General features: G+C 69.2%; 17 protein-coding genes. 6 read left to right on the top strand and 11 right to left on the bottom strand.

From position 1 onward, the window contains the following. Nucleotides 1-8 precede the first annotated feature (8 nt). From ACYVKZ_RS14290 to ACYVKZ_RS14270, 5 genes are all read left to right on the top strand, one after another. Nucleotides 9-1,235, top strand: coding sequence for a cytochrome P450 (locus ACYVKZ_RS14290; protein WP_460992906.1), 1,227 nt, complete (start codon nucleotides 9-11; stop codon nucleotides 1,233-1,235). A gap of 5 nt (nucleotides 1,236-1,240) precedes the next feature. Next, nucleotides 1,241-2,608, top strand: coding sequence for an MFS transporter (locus tag ACYVKZ_RS14285; protein WP_460992905.1), 1,368 nt, complete (start codon nucleotides 1,241-1,243; stop codon nucleotides 2,606-2,608). A gap of 192 nt (nucleotides 2,609-2,800) precedes the next feature. Next, nucleotides 2,801-3,124, top strand: coding sequence for a YidH family protein (locus ACYVKZ_RS14280; RefSeq protein ID WP_460992904.1), 324 nt, complete (start codon nucleotides 2,801-2,803; stop codon nucleotides 3,122-3,124). Further along, on the top strand, nucleotides 3,121-3,483 hold the full coding sequence (locus ACYVKZ_RS14275; protein ID WP_460992903.1) for a DUF202 domain-containing protein: 363 nt from the start codon (nucleotides 3,121-3,123) through the stop codon (nucleotides 3,481-3,483). Before ACYVKZ_RS14280 ends, ACYVKZ_RS14275 begins: the two co-directional genes overlap by 4 nt. A 510-nt stretch (nucleotides 3,484-3,993) precedes the next feature. Then, nucleotides 3,994-4,275 carry a hypothetical protein gene (locus ACYVKZ_RS14270; protein ID WP_460992902.1) on the top strand — a complete coding sequence of 94 codons (282 nt, stop codon included), beginning with the start codon at nucleotides 3,994-3,996 and terminating at the stop codon, nucleotides 4,273-4,275. A gap of 134 nt (nucleotides 4,276-4,409) precedes the next feature. On the opposite strand, the gene ACYVKZ_RS14265 is transcribed toward ACYVKZ_RS14270, so the two are convergent. Continuing rightward, nucleotides 4,410-5,762, bottom strand: a complete 1,353-nt coding sequence (locus ACYVKZ_RS14265; protein WP_460992901.1) for an MFS transporter — start codon at nucleotides 5,760-5,762, stop codon at nucleotides 4,410-4,412. Nucleotides 5,763-6,069: 307 nt separating this feature from the next. On the opposite strand from ACYVKZ_RS14265, the gene ACYVKZ_RS14260 reads away from it, so the two are divergent. Next, nucleotides 6,070-6,519 carry a cupin domain-containing protein gene (locus ACYVKZ_RS14260; protein ID WP_460992900.1) on the top strand — a complete coding sequence of 150 codons (450 nt, stop codon included), beginning with the start codon at nucleotides 6,070-6,072 and terminating at the stop codon, nucleotides 6,517-6,519. An 87-nt stretch (nucleotides 6,520-6,606) separates the two neighbouring features. Here ACYVKZ_RS14260 and ACYVKZ_RS14255 read toward each other — a convergent pair whose 3' ends face one another. From ACYVKZ_RS14255 to ACYVKZ_RS14210, 10 genes are all read right to left on the bottom strand, one after another. After that, nucleotides 6,607-7,251, bottom strand: a complete 645-nt coding sequence (locus ACYVKZ_RS14255) for a TetR/AcrR family transcriptional regulator (RefSeq protein ID WP_460992899.1) — start codon at nucleotides 7,249-7,251, stop codon at nucleotides 6,607-6,609. Nucleotides 7,252-7,288: 37 nt separating this feature from the next. After that, nucleotides 7,289-7,867, bottom strand: coding sequence for a nuclear transport factor 2 family protein (locus ACYVKZ_RS14250; protein WP_460992898.1), 579 nt, complete (start codon nucleotides 7,865-7,867; stop codon nucleotides 7,289-7,291). A gap of 77 nt (nucleotides 7,868-7,944) precedes the next feature. Beyond that, nucleotides 7,945-8,427: a MaoC family dehydratase gene (locus ACYVKZ_RS14245; protein WP_460992897.1), complete on the bottom strand. Its 483-nt coding sequence runs from the start codon at nucleotides 8,425-8,427 to the stop codon at nucleotides 7,945-7,947. A gap of 28 nt (nucleotides 8,428-8,455) precedes the next feature. Then, the gene (locus tag ACYVKZ_RS14240) at nucleotides 8,456-9,325 is read right to left on the bottom strand and encodes an HpcH/HpaI aldolase/citrate lyase family protein (RefSeq protein WP_460992896.1); all 870 of its coding nucleotides are present in this window, start codon (nucleotides 9,323-9,325) and stop codon (nucleotides 8,456-8,458) included. Beyond that, nucleotides 9,322-11,097 (bottom strand): acetyl/propionyl/methylcrotonyl-CoA carboxylase subunit alpha, encoded by a 1,776-nt coding sequence (locus tag ACYVKZ_RS14235; RefSeq protein ID WP_460992895.1) that lies wholly within the window; start codon nucleotides 11,095-11,097, stop codon nucleotides 9,322-9,324. Before ACYVKZ_RS14235 ends, ACYVKZ_RS14240 begins: the two co-directional genes overlap by 4 nt. Beyond that, on the bottom strand, nucleotides 11,087-11,965 hold the full coding sequence (locus ACYVKZ_RS14230) for a fumarylacetoacetate hydrolase family protein (RefSeq protein ID WP_460992894.1): 879 nt from the start codon (nucleotides 11,963-11,965) through the stop codon (nucleotides 11,087-11,089). Before ACYVKZ_RS14230 ends, ACYVKZ_RS14235 begins: the two co-directional genes overlap by 11 nt. Continuing rightward, on the bottom strand, nucleotides 11,962-13,500 hold the full coding sequence (locus tag ACYVKZ_RS14225) for a class I adenylate-forming enzyme family protein (RefSeq protein ID WP_460992893.1): 1,539 nt from the start codon (nucleotides 13,498-13,500) through the stop codon (nucleotides 11,962-11,964). The genes ACYVKZ_RS14230 and ACYVKZ_RS14225 overlap by 4 nt, the downstream gene beginning before the upstream one ends. Nucleotides 13,501-13,586: 86 nt before the next feature. Next, entirely contained in the window at nucleotides 13,587-14,186 is a 600-nt protein-coding gene (locus tag ACYVKZ_RS14220; protein WP_460992892.1) for a TetR/AcrR family transcriptional regulator, read from the bottom strand. A 7-nt stretch (nucleotides 14,187-14,193) separates the two neighbouring features. Beyond that, complete coding sequence (locus ACYVKZ_RS14215; RefSeq protein WP_460992891.1) at nucleotides 14,194-14,517, bottom strand: EthD family reductase; 324 nt, start codon at nucleotides 14,515-14,517, stop codon at nucleotides 14,194-14,196. Nucleotides 14,518-14,540: 23 nt separating this feature from the next. Continuing rightward, nucleotides 14,541-16,121, bottom strand: coding sequence for an acyl-CoA carboxylase subunit beta (locus ACYVKZ_RS14210; RefSeq protein WP_460992890.1), 1,581 nt, complete (start codon nucleotides 16,119-16,121; stop codon nucleotides 14,541-14,543). Between the last annotated feature and the right edge of the window lie 11 nt (nucleotides 16,122-16,132).

Below are 16,132 nucleotides of genomic sequence, written 5' to 3'. Positions count from 1 at the left end.
AGAACACGATGTCGCTTCTGACCCGCCACGAGGCGCCGGTCCTCGACCTGGACCCCTTCGCCCCCGAGAACCTCGTGGGCCGCTACGCCCTCCACGAGGCCCTCCGCGAGACCGGGCCCGTGGTCTACCTCGAGAAGTACGGCGTCTACGCCGTCACCCACTTCGAACCCGTCCACGAGGTCCTCATGGACTTCGAGACCTACTGCTCCTCAGGCGGGGTCGGTCCGAAGGACATCCGCAAGCAGGCCGAGTGGCGCCCCGCGGGCATTCTCGAATCGGACCCGCCCACCCACACCGCCATGCGGCGCGGCCTCTCCAAGGTCATCCACCCCGGCTCCATCCGGGACCTGGCAGCCGGCTTCACCCCGCCCGCAGAGGCCCTCGCCGACTCCCTCGCGGCGCGGGGAACCTTCGATGCCGTGACCGACCTCGCGCAGGTCTACCCACTGCGCGTCTTCCCCGACGCGGTCGGCATCCCCGACTCCGGCCGTGAGAACCTCCTGCCCTACGGCAGCATGGCCTTCAACGCCTTCGGCCCCCACAACGAGATCTACGAACGCGCGTTCGTCGGAGCCGAGTCAGTGGCAGCCTGGGTCGAGTGGGCCTGCGCCCGCGGAAGCCTCATGCCCGGCGGCTTCGGTGAGAAGATCTGGGAGCAGGCAGACCTCGGCAACATCACCGATCAGGAGGCCTCCCTGCTCGTGCGCGCCCTGCTCTCCGCCGGCGTCGACACGACCGTGGCAGGGATCGGGAACACCCTCCTGTGCCTGGCCCGGAAGCCAGAGCAGTGGGCCCGCCTCCGGCGCGAGCCGCACCTGGTCAAGTTCGCCGTCGATGAAGCGCTGCGCCTCGAGTCGCCCTTCCAGATGTTCCACCGCACCACCACCGTCGAATCCGAGCTCGCCGGAGTCCGCATCCCGGCCGACGCGAAGCTCCTGCTCTTCCTCGGCGCCGCCAACCGGGACCCGCGGCACTGGGGCGACACGGCCTCGGACTTCGACTTGGACCGCAACGCGACCGGACACGTCGCATTCGGCATGGGCCTGCACCAGTGCATCGGCCAGCCCATCGCCCGCCTCGAGATCGAACTGGTCCTTAAGGCACTCGTGGCGCGGGCCGCCACCCTCGAGCTCGACGGCGACCCCGTGCCGGAGCTGCACAACACCCTCCACTTCTTCACCTCAATCCCCCTCAAGGTCTCCGCCTCGGCGTCGGCCGGTTCTACGAAGGAGTAGACCCCATGACACAGCTCGCCGACCCCACCTCGCCCCAGGCACTGCCCGTTCCGTCCAAGGACCCCGCCTCGTGGTCCTATGAGAAGCGCCGCCGCTACGGCTGGCTCGTCACCGTCTCGCTCCTATTCCTCATGATGCTCAGCTGGGCGGACAAAGCCGTCCTCGGCCTCGCCGCCGTGCCGATCATGAAGGACCTCCACATCACCCCCGCGATGTTCGGCCTCGTCAGCAGTGCGATGTTCTTCACCTTCGGAGTGGCACAGCTGGTCGCCGCCCCCCTCGCGAACCGGATCCAGAGCCGCTGGATCCTGCTCGTGATCTGCATTCTGTGGTCCCTGGCGCAGGCCCCAATCCTCGTCTTCTCCACGCTGCCCGCACTCTGGGTCAGCCGGCTGCTGCTCGGCGCCGGCGAGGGACCGCTCGCCCCCGTAATGATGCACGGCGTCTACAAGTGGTTCCCCGCGAAGAAGGGCGCCACCCCCGCCGCCCTCGCATCCTCCGGCGTCACCCTCGGCATCGTCGCCTTCGCCCCCGTGCTCGCCTGGGTCATCGGCGCATACGGCTGGCGCGCAGCGTTCGCCGTGCTCGCCGTCGTCGGCCTCGCATTCGCCATCTACTGGCTCCTGGTCGGCAAAGAAGGCCCATATACCGGCCGCGCGGCCGAGCTGAAGCTCGACGGCCACCGGGGCTCCGCGGACCCATCCGCCAGCGCCTCCGAGTCCCGAGTCCCCTACCTGCGCACCATCCTGTCCCCGAGCTGGATCTTCGCCGTCCTCACCTCATTCTTCGGCTACTGGACCTTCACCCTCGCCATGTCCTGGGGACCGGCCTACTTCCAGACCGTCCTCGGGCTCACAGGCCAGCAGGCCGGCACCCTCATCGCCCTCCCTGCCGCCTGGGGCGCCATCGCCACCGTAGGCCTGAGCGCCCTCACCCAGCGGCTCCACCTCCGCGGAATCCCCACCCGCAAGTCCCGTGCCTGGGTCCTGGGCGGCGGGGCAGTCTTCGGAGGGGCCGCCCTCCTCGCAGCCTCCCTCGTGCCGAACCCCGTGGTCGCCGTCGCCCTCATGGTCTTCGGCTTCGGCACCGCACCGGCCCTCTTCGCCCTCAGCTACCTCGTGGTCGCAGAGCTGACCTCGGTGGCCCAGCGCGGGGCCAACCTGTCCATCGCGAACGCGGTCTTCACCACCGGCGGCGTCTTCGCCCCAGCCGTCTCCGGGTTCCTCATCGGCGGTGCCGCGACGCAGGCCGCCGGCTACGCTGCCTCCTTCGCCCTCGCCGGTGGACTCCTGCTGGCCCTCGGCGTCCTCTCCCTGATCTTCATCAACCAGCAGCGCGACCGCCGCCGCCTGGGCCTCGACCCGGCAGCCTGATCGGGCCACGACCGAGGCAGGGCCTCGCGACCTCAGGCCGCGGGGCCCTGCCGCGTCGCGATGGCCGCCCTAGGGAAGCCCACCGCGCATCGAAGCGCTTCGGGCGAATAGGCTGAGGCGTCGCATCCGCCCCCGCCATCATTGGAGAATCCCGTGAAGCTCAAGGAACCCCAGTGGCGACGGGAAGGAGAGATGCCGGACTACAGGTTCTCCATGGCCAACGAGCGCACCTTCCTCGCCTGGATACGCACCTCCATGGCGATCCTCGCCGGATCGATTGCCATCGACCAGCTCACACCGGACATTGCCCCGGCCCCCATCCGCATCGCCCTCTGCCTGGTACTCGCCGCGATCGGAGCCCTTCTAGCGTTCGAGGCCTACCGGCGCTGGTCCCTCCAAGAACGGGCCATGCGCAACAAGCGCGAGCTCCCACATGCCTGGCTACTGGTGGCCATGACGGTCGTCGTGTCACTTGCAGCCCTGGTCTTCGCTGCCCTGATCCTCTTCTCACGGTGACTGCCGGGCAGCAGGGCCCAGGCCAGGCACGGGATCCCGGTCTCCAACCCGAGCGCACTTCTCTGGCATGGGGGCGCACACTGCTCGCGCTGCTCGTCTCGGACCTGCTCATCTGGCGCTCCTGGATCCGCTCTCTGGCACGCCACGCCGACAGGCTCGAGGGGAACGCCCTGAGCCTCGGCATCGCCTCTGCAGTCGCCGCAGCCGCAACGGCCGCCCTCGCGGCCTGCGTCCTCTACCGCAGCCACATCCTCAAGAACCGAGATGCGGCCCCGCCCGCCATCCTCCTTCGCACCGCGACCCTCGCTCTCGTGGCCCTCGCGGCGGCCACGATCGTCTCGATCCTGCTCGCGAAGTAGTCCACCGCCGCGAGGGCCGGCCCAGAAGGTGTCCCCTCAAAGGTTCCTTTGTTGAGACGACCACGATCTTGCTTAGCCGCCGGCGAGGCTTGCTCAGAAACTCCAGGTCATCCCTTCGTCATGCAGCGACGAGCTGATCGTACGGGCCATCACACACGTGCAACCACGCGCGCATCCAGCGCCATATGGAGGATCCCCAGGTGGGGCTGCCGACGACGAGCCCGTGCTGCCGCTGCTCGCGGTCGTGATGGCATAGGCCGGTGGCCCGACGGAGCCGTCCGCGCCCCAGACACTGGCTCGTCGTGGGCTCGTCGCCGTGGCCGCCGTGTGCCGCTGCGAGCACAGGCCCAGTCGAACGGTAGTTTGGCCCCATGGCAACGCTCGGCCTCGGCAATCCGACCGTCGGGGACACCGAGGCCAAGGCGTGGGCGACCGAGTACCTCCTGGACGGCTTCTCCGCCTCGAGCTACCCGGCCTACGACGCGGCCTGATGCGGAGGAGGGGCAGATCATGGGTGGACCGGACCGCCGCAAACGTGGCTCGCGAAACAAGTCCGTCTACGCGTTCGAGAGACGCACCGTGCCCGCCCACCCCGCCCTGCCCACCGACTACCGAGTTGTCTCCTCCGGCCAGGACGCCCAACAGCTCGCCGCGATCATCCTCGACGAACACCGGGACAAGGCCATCCTAGTAGTCTCCTCATCTAAGGACCTCAGGCCGGCCGATATCGGGCGGGTCATCGGCGTCGGCCGGGCCACCGTATACCGGTATCTCGGCATGGAAACGAACTGACTCGGGCCGTTTCCCGCCACTGCTCGGGACTGATGGCGTGGCCGGATCATGTCGTCGCTTGCTCCTCACCCGCTGTGCGGGAGATAGGTTGGGCGGCCCCGCGTCGCGGGGCCGCCCAACCTGAAAAGGGTGTTTCAGGAAAGCTCGTGCAGTCCGCGCTTGAAGCGCTCGGGGAGCAGCGCGGTCGCGATCGCAGAGATGAGTACCAGACCGACGCCCATGAGCGTGAGGGCGAGCGTGCCGTTGTGGGTGTTCTGGAAGATCCAGGCCGCGATGAACGGGATAGGGGCGCCGAAGATGAGGCCTGCGAAGGTCATGCCGAGCGCTGATCCGGTGTAGCGCATGGAGGTCGGGAGGGACTCGGAGAAGAAGGCCGCCTGGGTGCCCGCCATGATCTGGATGCCGCACAGGGAGAGGGCGACGACGGCCACGCTGGCCGGGTAGTTCATGGTGTTCATGATGGGGAACATGGTGGCGGCGGCGACGCCCTGGAGGGCAAGACCAAGGAAGAAGGCCTTCTTGCGGCCGATGCGGTCGCTCACCCGGCCGCCGAAAATTGCTGCCGGGATGGAGACCAGGTTCGCGATGACCATGAGGCTGAACGCGATGGAGTTGTCATAGTGCAGCTCCTTGGTCATGTAGTTGACCGCGTAGGTGACGCAGATCCAGAAGAGGCCTGCGGGTGCGGCCCATGCGAGGACGAGCTTGATGACGGTTCCGGGGCGTCGGCGTAGAACGGCGAGGGCCCGCTCCTGCGGGAGGTCCGACTCAGCGGCCAGCCGCTGGCTCTCTTTGAACGCGTCCGACTCTTCGATGCGCCGGCGGATGAAGATGCCGACAGCGAGCAGCAGGATGCCCATGAGGAACGGAAGCCTCCAGCCCCAGGCGGCGAACTGCTCCTTCGAGAGGAAGGTCGCGAGCCCGGTGAGCACGACGGAGGCAAGCGTCTGGGCCACGGGCGACCCGGTTGCGAGGATGCCGCCGAACAAACCGCGCCGCTCGTCGGGCGCGTGCTCGACGACGAGGATCTGGGCCCCGGTCGACTCTCCTCCGAGGGCGAAGCCCTGGAGGAAGCGGAGCGCGACGAGCAGGGTGGGGGCAGCGAGGCCAGCCACCGAATACGTGGGCAGAAGGCCGATGAGCACCGACGACAGGCCCATGAGCACCAGGGTGAACATGAGGACGTTGCGCCGCCCGATCCGGTCACCGAGGGCTCCGAAGACGATGCCGCCCAGCGGGCGGGCCGCCATGCCGGCCCCGAAGGTCGCGAACGAGGCCAGGACAGCGCTGTTCGCGTCGAAGCTCGGGAAGAAAAGAGCCGGGAAGAGGGTGGCCGACAGGGTGCCGTAGACGGCGAAGTCGAACCACTCGAGCGCGGTCCCGAAGGTCCCGCTGGCGAGGGCGCGACGGGCTCCGCGGCCCTCGATCGGTACTGCGACGGGCGACGGCGCGGCAGAGCGCGCGGTCTGGTTGGTCAGTTCAGACATGGGAGGCAATTCACTCCTCGGACTCGAATGAACCGTCCCCCTCGATGCGGACGGCTTGGAGCTGAAGCAGCTGCGATTCGCAGAAAACGAACAAGCGCTCGTCCATTAATGTAACTGTGATCCTCGTCTCAGACAAGAGCTTCTCCGCCTTCATAGGGTTTGAGATGTCACACATAGCCAAAAGTGCCTTTACGAACAAGCGTTCGCTTGACAGTGCTCTCGGTGGCTCGGACACTGGAATCAGCCTTCCACCGCCGTTGGACCTCGGCGGACGGTGCCGGCGATGCCACCTGAAAGGACCTTCCCCATGACCGACGTTGCCTTCGACATCATGAAGAACACGGACATCTTCCGCGTGCACCGTGCCGCGGACCTCCAGCCGGCGCCGGGCCAGACGCTCAATGCCCGGCGCATCTCGGGGGTGAGCAAGGAGAACAGCGCCGCCGACCGCCTCTGGTTCGGCAAGGTCCACACGGGGCCGGGAGAGGTCTCAGGCGCCCACCACCATGGGGAGGCCCAGACCGGCGGCTACGTGCTCAAGGGCCGCGGGTTCATCCGCTACGGCGAGGGCTACAGCCAGATCGTCTACCTCGAGGAGGGCGACTTCGTCTTCGTCCCGCCATTCATGCCGCACATCGAGGGCAACGCGAGCAGGACCGAGGAGCTCGTCTGGATGACCACCAGGACCCCGGACAACATCGTGGTCAACCTCGAGGACCAGGAGATCGCGGACCTCGAGATCGACTACCGCTCCTGATTCCCGCGGGGGCCGGGAGAAGGGGTGGGGCCGGCGATCTCGCCGGCCCCACCCCTTCTCGCCGTAATGAGGTCCCCTTGGGCAGGATCAGACGGCGACGCTGCCCGAGTCCGCGTGGATGCCCTCTGCGTACTGCCGGTCCACCCTCTGATCCGCGTCGGCGACTCCCAGCTCCCGCAGGGCCAGCTTGGTGTAGTCGCGGACGATCTCCTCGAGCGACTTGCGCCGGCCCGGCTGGTACCAGCTGGCGATGTGCGTCGCCTGGGCGACGAAGCTGTACACGTGGATCCGGGTGTCGATGAGGTTGGCGAGGCCCGCCCTGCCGGCGTCCTCGACGAGTCCCCGCAGGAAGGTCTCGTACTCCTGCCGCTTGTCCACGATCTTCTGGTGGGCGTCCGGGGAGAGGGAGCGGAGCTCGGTGTTGCCGATGAAGACGGTCTGGGCCCGCTCGGCATGGAAGCGCAGATGGGCGCCCAGGACCGCCTGGAGCCGGTCCACCGCATCCCCGGTGGCTTCTGCCAGGGCCTGCCGGGCATGCTCGAGGAGGTCGTCGATGATCCCCCCCATGATCTGCAGCAGGAGGTCTTCCTTGCTGTCGATGTGGTTGTAGAGGCTTCCAACCTTGAGCCCCACCGCCGCGGCGACGTCGCGCAGGGAGGTGGCGTTGTAGCCGCGCTCGAAGAACAGGCGGGCCGCCTCCTCGCGGATGGCCACCGCTGTCTTGCGTTCCATAGTCGGCATCGCTCCTCCTGTCGCCTGTGCATCCATGCTAGCTCCCGAGCGTTCGTTCGCCACCTAGCCAATCCGTGCGCACCCCGGGCACATCGTAGGCCGGCGCCTCGACGCGATCACCCCGCAGGGGGTCGATCCAGAGCCGGGTCAGCCGCATGAAGGAGATCCGCCAGCGTCCGTCGCCGGGATCTCGCACGTACTCCTCGTCGTAGTACCCGTAGCCGCGGATGCCGTACATGCCGGGGATCGGGAAGCCCTTGTAGACGAAGCCTGGGTCGCCCCAGGTGAGGTAGTCGGCCATGGTCCAGCGCCCGCGCGCCCTGTCCCGGTCCAGGCGTCGGAGGTCGGGCATCATGCCGTGGTGGACGGAGCGCATCCGGCCCAGCCACGCCGAGACGCCGTCGACGAAGGCATCGGGGCCGCCGGAGGCGAAGGGGAACCCCTCGAAGTGCGCGTCGTCAGAGAAGAGCTCCCTCAGCCGTCCCCAGTCCTTGGTGTCGAGCGAGAAGAAGTACGCCGCCTTGAGGCGGGTGATCAGCTGGTAGTCCTCGAAGCCGAGGAGGTCTGCTCCCGTGCCGGCCTCAGCCGGCCCGTCGTGGGGTCTCTCGTGGGTCATCGGGCCTCCATGGGTCAATGCGAGCCGGCGGCACGCCTTCAGGGGCTTGCACGCCGGCTCCTGGGATGGTGCGGGCCCTACGCGGTGGCGCCCTGGAGTCCCGCCGGGGCTTCCTCGCTGCGCTTCATGAGGGCGGTCCGTCGGACCACGCACACCAGTTCGTCGCGCTGGTTGTAGCCGCGGTGCTCGATCCCGACGATGCCGGTCTCGGGACGGGACTTGGAGATGCGCTTGTCGAGGGCCTCGGTTTCGACGCGGAGCGTGTCTCCGATGAAGACGGGCTTGGGGAACTCGATGTCGCGGAAGCCGAGGTTGCCGAGGGTGGTGCCCAGGGTCGTGTCCTGGACGGGGATGCCCGTCACGAGCCCGAGGGTGAAGATGCTGTTGACGATCTGGCGGCCGTACATGCTCTTGGCCGAGAACTCGGCGTCGAGGTGCAGCGGCTGGACGTTCATCGTGAGCGTGGTGATGAGGAGGTTGTCCGCCTCGGTGACGGTGCGGGTGACCTCGTGGCGGATCACGGTGCCCACCTCGAAGTCCTCGTAGTACATGCCTGCCATGGGTAGCTCCTTCGGTCCTGGTGGGCGGTCAGACGGCACCGGCGAAGGCGAGGGCCTGCCGGGCGTGGTTGGCGTGGGCGAGGTCGATGTGTTCGCCGCGGTAGGACACGGCCCCGTGGCCCTCGCGCTTGCCCTGGTCGAAGGCGGCGATGAGCCCTTCGTAGTAGTCGCGCATGAAGGCCGAGAGCCCATACTCCTCGTTGGCCACGGGCGCGTGGGTCGGGTGGATGATGACCTGGCCGGTGTAGCCGAGCCCGTGGTTGGAGGAGGCGAACTGGCGCAGCCCGTCGAGGTTGCGCACCTCCTGCCACAGGCCGAGGACGATGCTGCGCAGCCCGGCGGCCCGGGCCGCGAGGACCACGCGGCTGCGCAGGTAGAGGGTCTCCTGACCGCCGGCGGTCCAGGTGAATCCCACTTCCCGGGAGACGTCGGCGTCCTTGGCGGCCGCGGCCATGACCCCGCCGACGCGGGGGCCGGAGAGGATTGCCTCGACGTTCTGGATCGAGGCGGCCGTCTCGAGGGACGGGATGAGCTCGACCGTGCCGCGCGGGACACCGTGGGCGAGCTCCGCGGCGGTGACGAGCGCGTCGAAGCGGACGACGTCGTCCCTGGTGAACAGCTTGGGCAGGAGGAATCCGGCGACGTTGGCGTGGGTCGCCTCCAGGACGTCGGCGCCGAAGTGCACGGTGTCCAGCGCGTTGGGGCGGACGAGCACGCCCTTGTCGCCGGAGAGCGCCTCGAGCGCCTCCCGGGCGTTGGCCCTGGCGAGAGCCTTGTCCTCCTCGGGGACGGAGTCCTCTAGGTCGATGATGACGGCGTCCGCGTCCGAGGCGAGGGCCTTGTCGATCCAGGACCGCTTGTGGCCCGGGACGAACAGGAGGGAACGGTAGGGCTTCATGCTGCCGCCTCCTCGAGGATCAGCTGGGTCAGCAGGGTGCCGGCGGCGAGGGCATCCCCCACCGCGGCGTTCACGGCCCCGACGATCCCCGCCGCCGGCGCTGCGATCGGGTTCTCCATCTTCATGGCCTCGAGCACGAAGAGGATCTCGCCAGCGTCGACCTTCTGGCCCTCGGCGACGTTGACCTTGACGATCGTGCCCTGCATGGGGGCCTTGACGCTGCCGTCGGAGGCCTTGGCCTTGCGGGCCTTGGCGCTGCGGCCGCTGCGCTGCCCGGATGCAGCCGGCGCCTCGGACCCGGCCGCGGCAGCCGCCGGGGCGAGGAGCTGGCCGGGGCGGCCGAGGTCGGGGAAGACGGGGATCGTGTAGAAGCGGCCGCCCACCTCGACCTCCTGCCGCGACGGGGCGTCATCGAGCTTCTCGAGCTCTTCGGCGAGATCGATGCCCTCTTCGAGCCAGCGGGTGGAGAAGCGCACCTGACGGAAGTCCTCGTGCTGTACGATCGCCAGCGCAGCCGGGGCGGTCGTCGGGACCCCGACGATGTCCAGCTCGCGCAGGCCCGCTGCCAGTCGGTCGAGGGCCTCCTGGCGCGTGGCGCCGTAGGCGACGAGCTTGCCGATGAGGCTGTCGTAGTACGGGAGCACCTCGTCGCCGGAGGCATAGCCGGCGTCGAAGCGCAGGCCCTCCCCCGCCGGCGCCTCGACCTTCTCGAGGGGGCCCGGGGCGGGGAGGAAGAGCCCGTCGGCGACGTCCTCCGCATTGATGCGGGCCTCGACGGCCGCCCCCGCTGGTGCGAGCCGGTCCAGGATCCCGAGCGGCTCGCCGGCGGCGACCTTGATCTGCTCGGCGACGAGGTCGACGCCGTGGACCATCTCGGTGACGGGGTGCTCGACCTGGATCCTGGTGTTCATCTCGAGGAAGTAGAACGCCTCCCCTTCGACCAGGAACTCGACCGTGCCTGCCCCCACATAGCCGACATGCTCGGCGAGCCGGACGGCCGAAGAACCCATTGCCCGCCTCATCTCCTCGGACAGGCCGGGGGCGGGCGACTCCTCGATGAGCTTCTGGTGGCGGCGCTGGACCGAGCAGTCGCGGTCGCCCACGTAGACGGTGTTGCCATGGGAGTCGGCGAAGACCTGGACCTCGACGTGGCGGGCGTTGGTGAGGTAGCGCTCGAGGTAGACCTCGCCGTTGCCGAAGGCCGCGGTGGCCTCGCGGGCGGCGGCGGCGACCGCGTCGTCAGCCTCGGCCTCAGTGTGGACGAGGCGCATGCCGCGCCCGCCCCCGCCAGCGGAGGCCTTCACGAGGATGGGGTAGCCGTGCTGGGCACCGAAGGCCACGACGTCGTCGGCGCCGGAGATGGCGCCGTCCGAGCCGGGAGCGAGCGGGACCTGGGCCGCGACCGCGACGGCGCGGGCGGCGACCTTCTCGCCCATCGTGGAGATCGCGGAGGCGCTGGGTCCGATGAACGTCAGGCCCGCATCGGCGACGGCCTGGGCGAAGGCGGCGTTCTCAGAGAGGAAGCCGTACCCGGGGTGGATGGCCTGGGCACCGGTGGCCTTGGCCGCCTCGATGATCTTGCCGACGTTGAGGTAGTTCTCGCTCGCCGGGCCGGCGCCCAGGTCCACGGCCTCGTCCGCGACGCGCACGTGCATCGACCTCGCGTCCGCCTCCGAATGGACGGCGACGGCGGCGATGCCGAGGGACTGGGCGCTGCGGATGACGCGGACAGCGATTTCGCCGCGGTTGGCGATGAGGATCTTAGTGAACATGGAGCGTCCTTGTCTGGGTGGATCCGGCTGCCGGCGGGGCTGCTACCGGGTGCTCGAGGCACCGGTTGCGGGCCTCGCCCAGCGTGTCGACGGCTGTGGAGAGAACCGAGCCGGGGCGGAGGTATTCCTTGGGGTCGCGCCCGTCGCCGACGCCGCCGGGGGTGCCGGTGAGGATCACGTCGCCCGGCCGCAGCGTGGTGATGGCGGAGATGTACTGCACCAGCGCGACGGGCTTGAACACCAGCTCGCCGGTGCGGGAGTGCTGCTTGACGGTGCCGTCGACGCTGCAGGTGATCGCGAGGTCCGGCTCGGTGCCGGTCTCGTCGGCGGTCACGAGGTAGGGGCCCAGCGGGGTGGTCGAGTCGAACGTCTTGCCCTGCAGCCACTCGTTGGTCCGCCGCTGGAAGTCCCGCGCCGAGACGTCGTTGGCGACGGCGAACCCGGCGATCGCAGACCTCGCCGCCTCTTCGTCGGCGTGGGCCACGGTGCGGCCCACGACGACGGCCAGTTCGCCTTCCCAGTCGACCCTGTCGGACCGCGGGGGCAGCACCAGGTTGTCGTTCGCGCCGATGAGCGAGTCGGCGAACTTGGCGAAGAGCGTGGGGAACTCGGGGATGGGCCGGCCCATCTCGAGGATGTGGTCGCGGTAGTTGAGGCCGACGCAGATGACCTTCCCCGGCCGGGGTACGACCGGGGCGAAGTCGGCGGCGCCGAGGGGAACCGGCGCGCCGTCGACGTGCGCGCTCCAGTCCGGCGACCCTGCCTCGAGCCAGGCGTGGACGTCGGGGAAGGCGAGGGGGACCAGGCGGTCGTCGTCGAGTGCGGCGGCGCGGGTGCCGCCGCCGATCCGGATCGTTGCGAGTTTCATGAGCCGTCCCACCCGAGCTGGGTCTTGAGTGCGGCCTTCTGGAGCTTGCCCGCAGCGGTGCGGGGCAGCTCGTCGGGGGTCAGGAAGATCATCTGCTTGGGGACCTTGTAGCCGGCCAGGTGCTCGCGGACGAAGCTGGAGAGCTGTGCGGCCTCGGCCGTCTCGCCGCTGCGGAGCACGACGACGGCCCGGACCTCCTCGTCCCACTTCGGGTCCGGCACGCCCATGACCACGGCCTCGAGGACCGCCGGGTGGAGGTGGAGGACCTGCTCGATCTCCGCCGAGTAGACGTTCTCTCCCCCGGTCTTGATCATCTCCTTGAGGCGGTCGCGGAAGTAGTAGTAGCCGCGCTCGTCCCGGACAGCGAGGTCGCCCGTGTGGAGCCACCCGCCGCGCATCGCCTCGGCCGTCGCGTCCGGGCGGCCGTAGTAGCCGCTCATGAGCCCCGGGCCGCGGACGCAGATCTCGCCGAGCTCGCCAGCGGCGACCTCCAGCCCGTCGCTGTCCTGGAGCTGCGCCTCGACGAGGAGGTACTCCGTGCCGATCGAGCCGTCGACGGCCGGATCGAGCATGTCGGCCGGCTTGAGCCGGGTGACCATGGGGCCGGCCTCGGTCAGGCCGTACCGGAAGTAGAGCTCGGTCTCGGGCAGCATCTCGGTGAAGAGCTGCTTGTCGGGCATGCGCAGGAGGCCGGCTCCGGTGTGCAGCGCCTTGAGGTTCGCCCGGATCGTGGGGTCGGTGAGCACCCCCTGGTCCATGAGGCGGCGCATCATGTTCGGGATCATGAAGGTGTTGGTGATCGACTCGCGGCCCACCAGGTCCACGAGGGTCTCGTCGCTGAACTTCGGGGCGATGACGCTGGTCGCGCCCGCCACGAAGTGGGGCACGAGCCAGCACAGGAGCGCGGCGGAGTGGAACAGCGGGGTGACGATGAGCCCCCGCTCCTCGGGCCGGCTGCCGACGCCGCAGTCGTACATCTCGTTGAGGGCGTTGGCCAGTGCCGCGCGGTGGGACAGGACGACGCCCTTGGGGGTGCCCGTGCTGCCGCCGGTGTAGATGACGCACAGCGGCGACTCGGGGTCGGCGACGTCCTCGAGCTGGCCGGTGCCCATCCGCAGGGCGTTGACCTCTGCGTCCTGCCGGTACACAGTCGGGAGTTCGTCCTGGGTGGCGGCGAGGATCTCGAGTGCCTGCTCGAGCAGGGGCAGGTGCGCTTCCTCGGCGAGGATCACCTTGGCCTCGGTCTCCAGGATGCCGTTGGCCAGCTCGGCGGGCGCCCAGCGCCAGTTGTAGGCGATGTAGACCCCGCCGCCGGCCGCGATGCCGAGGAAGGCCTCGGCATTGAACACGCTGTTCCCGGCCAGGACCCCCACTCCGCCGCCGGCGGCGAGGCCGGCGGCCCGCAGACCGCGCCCGAGCTGCCAGGCCCGCTCGGCGGCCTCGCCGAAGGTCACCCGGCCGTCGACACCGACGAAGGCCTCTCTGGCCGGATTCCGGCGGCTGTTGAGCCGGATCCAGTCTCCAATCGTTCGCATCGTGTGCCTCTCTGCAACAGATGATGCCTGCCGGACGGGCCCGGGGCCCTCTTTACGAACAAGCGTACGTTAGAAATGGGGGTTGTTCAACGGGGCGGCTCGGACGGGACGCCGAGGCCGCGGAGTGCGAGCTCGCTGTAGGCTCGTCCGAGGGAGTCGAGGTCCATGCGCCCCTGGCTCCGGTACCAGCCGGCGACGTGTGCGGCCTGGGCCATGAGGCTGTAGAGGTGCACGCGGGGGTCGATGAGGTCCGCCCCGCCCGAGGCCGCGGCGTCGTCGATGAGCTGTCCGAAGAACTCCTCGTACGCCTCGCGCTTGGCCACGACGAGGGCCCTGGCCTCCCCGGACAGCGACCGGAGCTCGGTGTTGCCGACGAAGACCTCGTGCGCCCGCTCGGCGTGGAAGCGGATGTGGGCGCCGACCGCGGACCGGAGCCGGCCCGCCGGGGTGGACTCCGCCTCCGCTGCCGAGCGCACCCCCGCCATCAGGTCGTCGAGCACCTGCACCATGAGGTCCGCCAGCAGGGCCTCCTTGCCGGTGATGTGGTAGTAGAGGCTTCCCACCTTGAGCCCGGCGGCGCTGGCGATCTGCCTCAGGGTGGTGGCCTCGTAGCCCTGCTCGAAGAAGAGCCGGACGGCCGCGTCCCGGATCCCGGCCATGGCCTTGGGCGCGGTGTCGACCGTCACCGCACCCTCAGCCCGGGCTCGAGATGTCGATCTCGACCTCGTCGGCGAGGAACCACTGCATCCGCTCGAGGAACTGCTCCTCGTGGGCGAAGATGTCCTTGGCCTCCTGGCCGGCGTAGGCTGCCTTGACGTCGGCGATGCTGTCGAACCACAGCTCGGCCATGCCGTTGAACGGCCACTCCCTGCGGTGGGCGATGGCCTGGTTCTGCCGGTACCGGCGCAGCCCGGGAAGCTTCCTCACCAGGACCGGGTGCTCGACGTTCCACTTGTAGAGGAACTCCTCCCGGGTGATCCCGGGCTTGGCGTTGAGCACTGCGACGACCTTGATCATGCGGTTCTCCTTGATGTGGCGGGTCAGACGGGGGTGACGGCCTGGCGGCGCTCGACGGGGACGGCCTTGCGTCGCCCGTAGAGGTCCAGGCGGTGCATGAGGTCGGAGCGCAGCCCGTTGGCCGGGACGACGGCCTCGACGGCATTGGCGTTGGCGATCTTGAACACGTCGATGCCCTCGGCGTACTCGGCGTGCTTCTGCGCGATGAAGGCCTTGCGCTCCTCGGGGTCCTCGATCTCGTGGATCTGGTTGTAGTAGATGCCGTTGACCGCCGCGTCCGGGCCCATCAGCGCCGGCCGCGCGGTGGGGAGGGCGATCACGGCATCGGGGTTCATGGGCGCGCCGGACATGGCGAGGTAGCCGCCGCCGTAGGCCTTCCGGACGAGCACGGTGATGCGCGGGACGCGGCACTCCGAGACGGCGAAGATCATCTTGGCGCCGTGGCGGATGATGCCCTGGCGCTCCACTGCGGAGCCGATCATGTAGCCGGCGATGTCGACGAGGAAGATGATCGGGATGTTGTAGGCGTTGCAGATCCAGATGAAGCGCGCGGCCTTGTCGGAGGAGTCGGGGAAGATCGAGCCGCCCATGTGCCGGGGCTGGTTGCCCACGAGCCCGACGGGGCGGCCGCCGATGCGGGCGAAGCCGGTGAGCATCTCGGGGGCGAAGAGCTCCTTGTAGGGGAACCAGGTGCCCTCGTCGACAAGGGACTCGACGAACTCCTCCATGTCGAAGACCTCGGCCTCGCGCAGCGGGACGATCTCCTCGAGTGTCCGGCCCGGGCGCGGGTCGGCAGCAGGGGCGATGGGCGCCGGCTGCTCCCAGTTGGAGGGCAGGAAGGAGAGCCAGACGCGGATGGCGGCGATGGCCTCGGCGTCATCCTCGGCGAGCACGTCGCCCAGGCCGGAGACGGTGCAGTGCATCTCGGCCCCGCCCATCTCCTCGAGCGTGACCTTCTCCCCCGTGACCATCTCGGCCAGGCGCGGGGAGCCGAGGTACGCGGTGGCGTGGCCGCGGACCATGATGGTCAGGTCGCACAGCGCCGGCACGTACGCCGACCCGGCGGGCGAGGGGCCGAACAGGGCGCAGACCTGCGGCACACGGCCGGAGATCTGGACCTGGTTGTAGAAGATGTTCCCCCAGGCGTGGCGGCCCGCGAAGCTCTCGAACTGCTCGTCGATGCGCGCGCCAGCGGAGTCGAAGAGGTAGACCAGCGGGATGCCCGCGGCAACGGCCTTGTCCTGCGCGGCGGTGATCTTCTCGAACGTGCGGTTGCCCCACGTTCCGGCCTTGACGCTGAAGTCGTTGGCGACGACGCACACCTCGCGCCCGTCGACACGGCCGAACGCGATGACCACGGCGTCACCGGGCAGCCCGTCCTCGAAGCGGGCCAGCAGCCCGTCCTCGATGTACTCGTTGCCGTCGAACAGCAGGGCCAGCCGCTCGCGGACGAGCAGCTTGCCGGACTCGACGATCTTGCGGCGGTTCTTCTCCGAACCGCCCAGCTTCGCCTGCTCGGTCTTCTCCGCCAGCAGGTCGTGGACCGTCTTCGCCGGTTCCGCGGCGTCCAGGCCGGCATCGGAGGAAATCGTGGACGTGCTCATATGGGCCTCCC

The sequence above is a fragment of the Sinomonas soli genome (assembly GCF_054782415.1).
This window is presented reverse-complemented; position numbering and strand designations above follow the sequence as displayed.

Coding starts and splice junctions, on each gene's coding strand:
- ACYVKZ_RS14290 (WP_460992906.1), top strand. CDS start 9: ATGTCGCTTCTGACCCGCCACGAGGCGCCGGTCCTCGACCTGGACCCC.
- ACYVKZ_RS14285 (WP_460992905.1), top strand. CDS start 1,241: ATGACACAGCTCGCCGACCCCACCTCGCCCCAGGCACTGCCCGTTCCG.
- ACYVKZ_RS14280 (WP_460992904.1), top strand. CDS start 2,801: ATGCCGGACTACAGGTTCTCCATGGCCAACGAGCGCACCTTCCTCGCC.
- ACYVKZ_RS14270 (WP_460992902.1), top strand. CDS start 3,994: ATGGGTGGACCGGACCGCCGCAAACGTGGCTCGCGAAACAAGTCCGTC.
- ACYVKZ_RS14265 (WP_460992901.1), bottom strand. CDS start 5,762: ATGTCTGAACTGACCAACCAGACCGCGCGCTCTGCCGCGCCGTCGCCC.
- ACYVKZ_RS14260 (WP_460992900.1), top strand. CDS start 6,070: ATGACCGACGTTGCCTTCGACATCATGAAGAACACGGACATCTTCCGC.
- ACYVKZ_RS14255 (WP_460992899.1), bottom strand. CDS start 7,251: ATGGAACGCAAGACAGCGGTGGCCATCCGCGAGGAGGCGGCCCGCCTG.
- ACYVKZ_RS14250 (WP_460992898.1), bottom strand. CDS start 7,867: ATGACCCACGAGAGACCCCACGACGGGCCGGCTGAGGCCGGCACGGGA.
- ACYVKZ_RS14245 (WP_460992897.1), bottom strand. CDS start 8,427: ATGGCAGGCATGTACTACGAGGACTTCGAGGTGGGCACCGTGATCCGC.
- ACYVKZ_RS14240 (WP_460992896.1), bottom strand. CDS start 9,325: ATGAAGCCCTACCGTTCCCTCCTGTTCGTCCCGGGCCACAAGCGGTCC.
- ACYVKZ_RS14235 (WP_460992895.1), bottom strand. CDS start 11,097: ATGTTCACTAAGATCCTCATCGCCAACCGCGGCGAAATCGCTGTCCGC.
- ACYVKZ_RS14230 (WP_460992894.1), bottom strand. CDS start 11,965: ATGAAACTCGCAACGATCCGGATCGGCGGCGGCACCCGCGCCGCCGCA.
- ACYVKZ_RS14225 (WP_460992893.1), bottom strand. CDS start 13,500: ATGCGAACGATTGGAGACTGGATCCGGCTCAACAGCCGCCGGAATCCG.
- ACYVKZ_RS14215 (WP_460992891.1), bottom strand. CDS start 14,517: ATGATCAAGGTCGTCGCAGTGCTCAACGCCAAGCCCGGGATCACCCGG.
- ACYVKZ_RS14210 (WP_460992890.1), bottom strand. CDS start 16,121: ATGAGCACGTCCACGATTTCCTCCGATGCCGGCCTGGACGCCGCGGAA.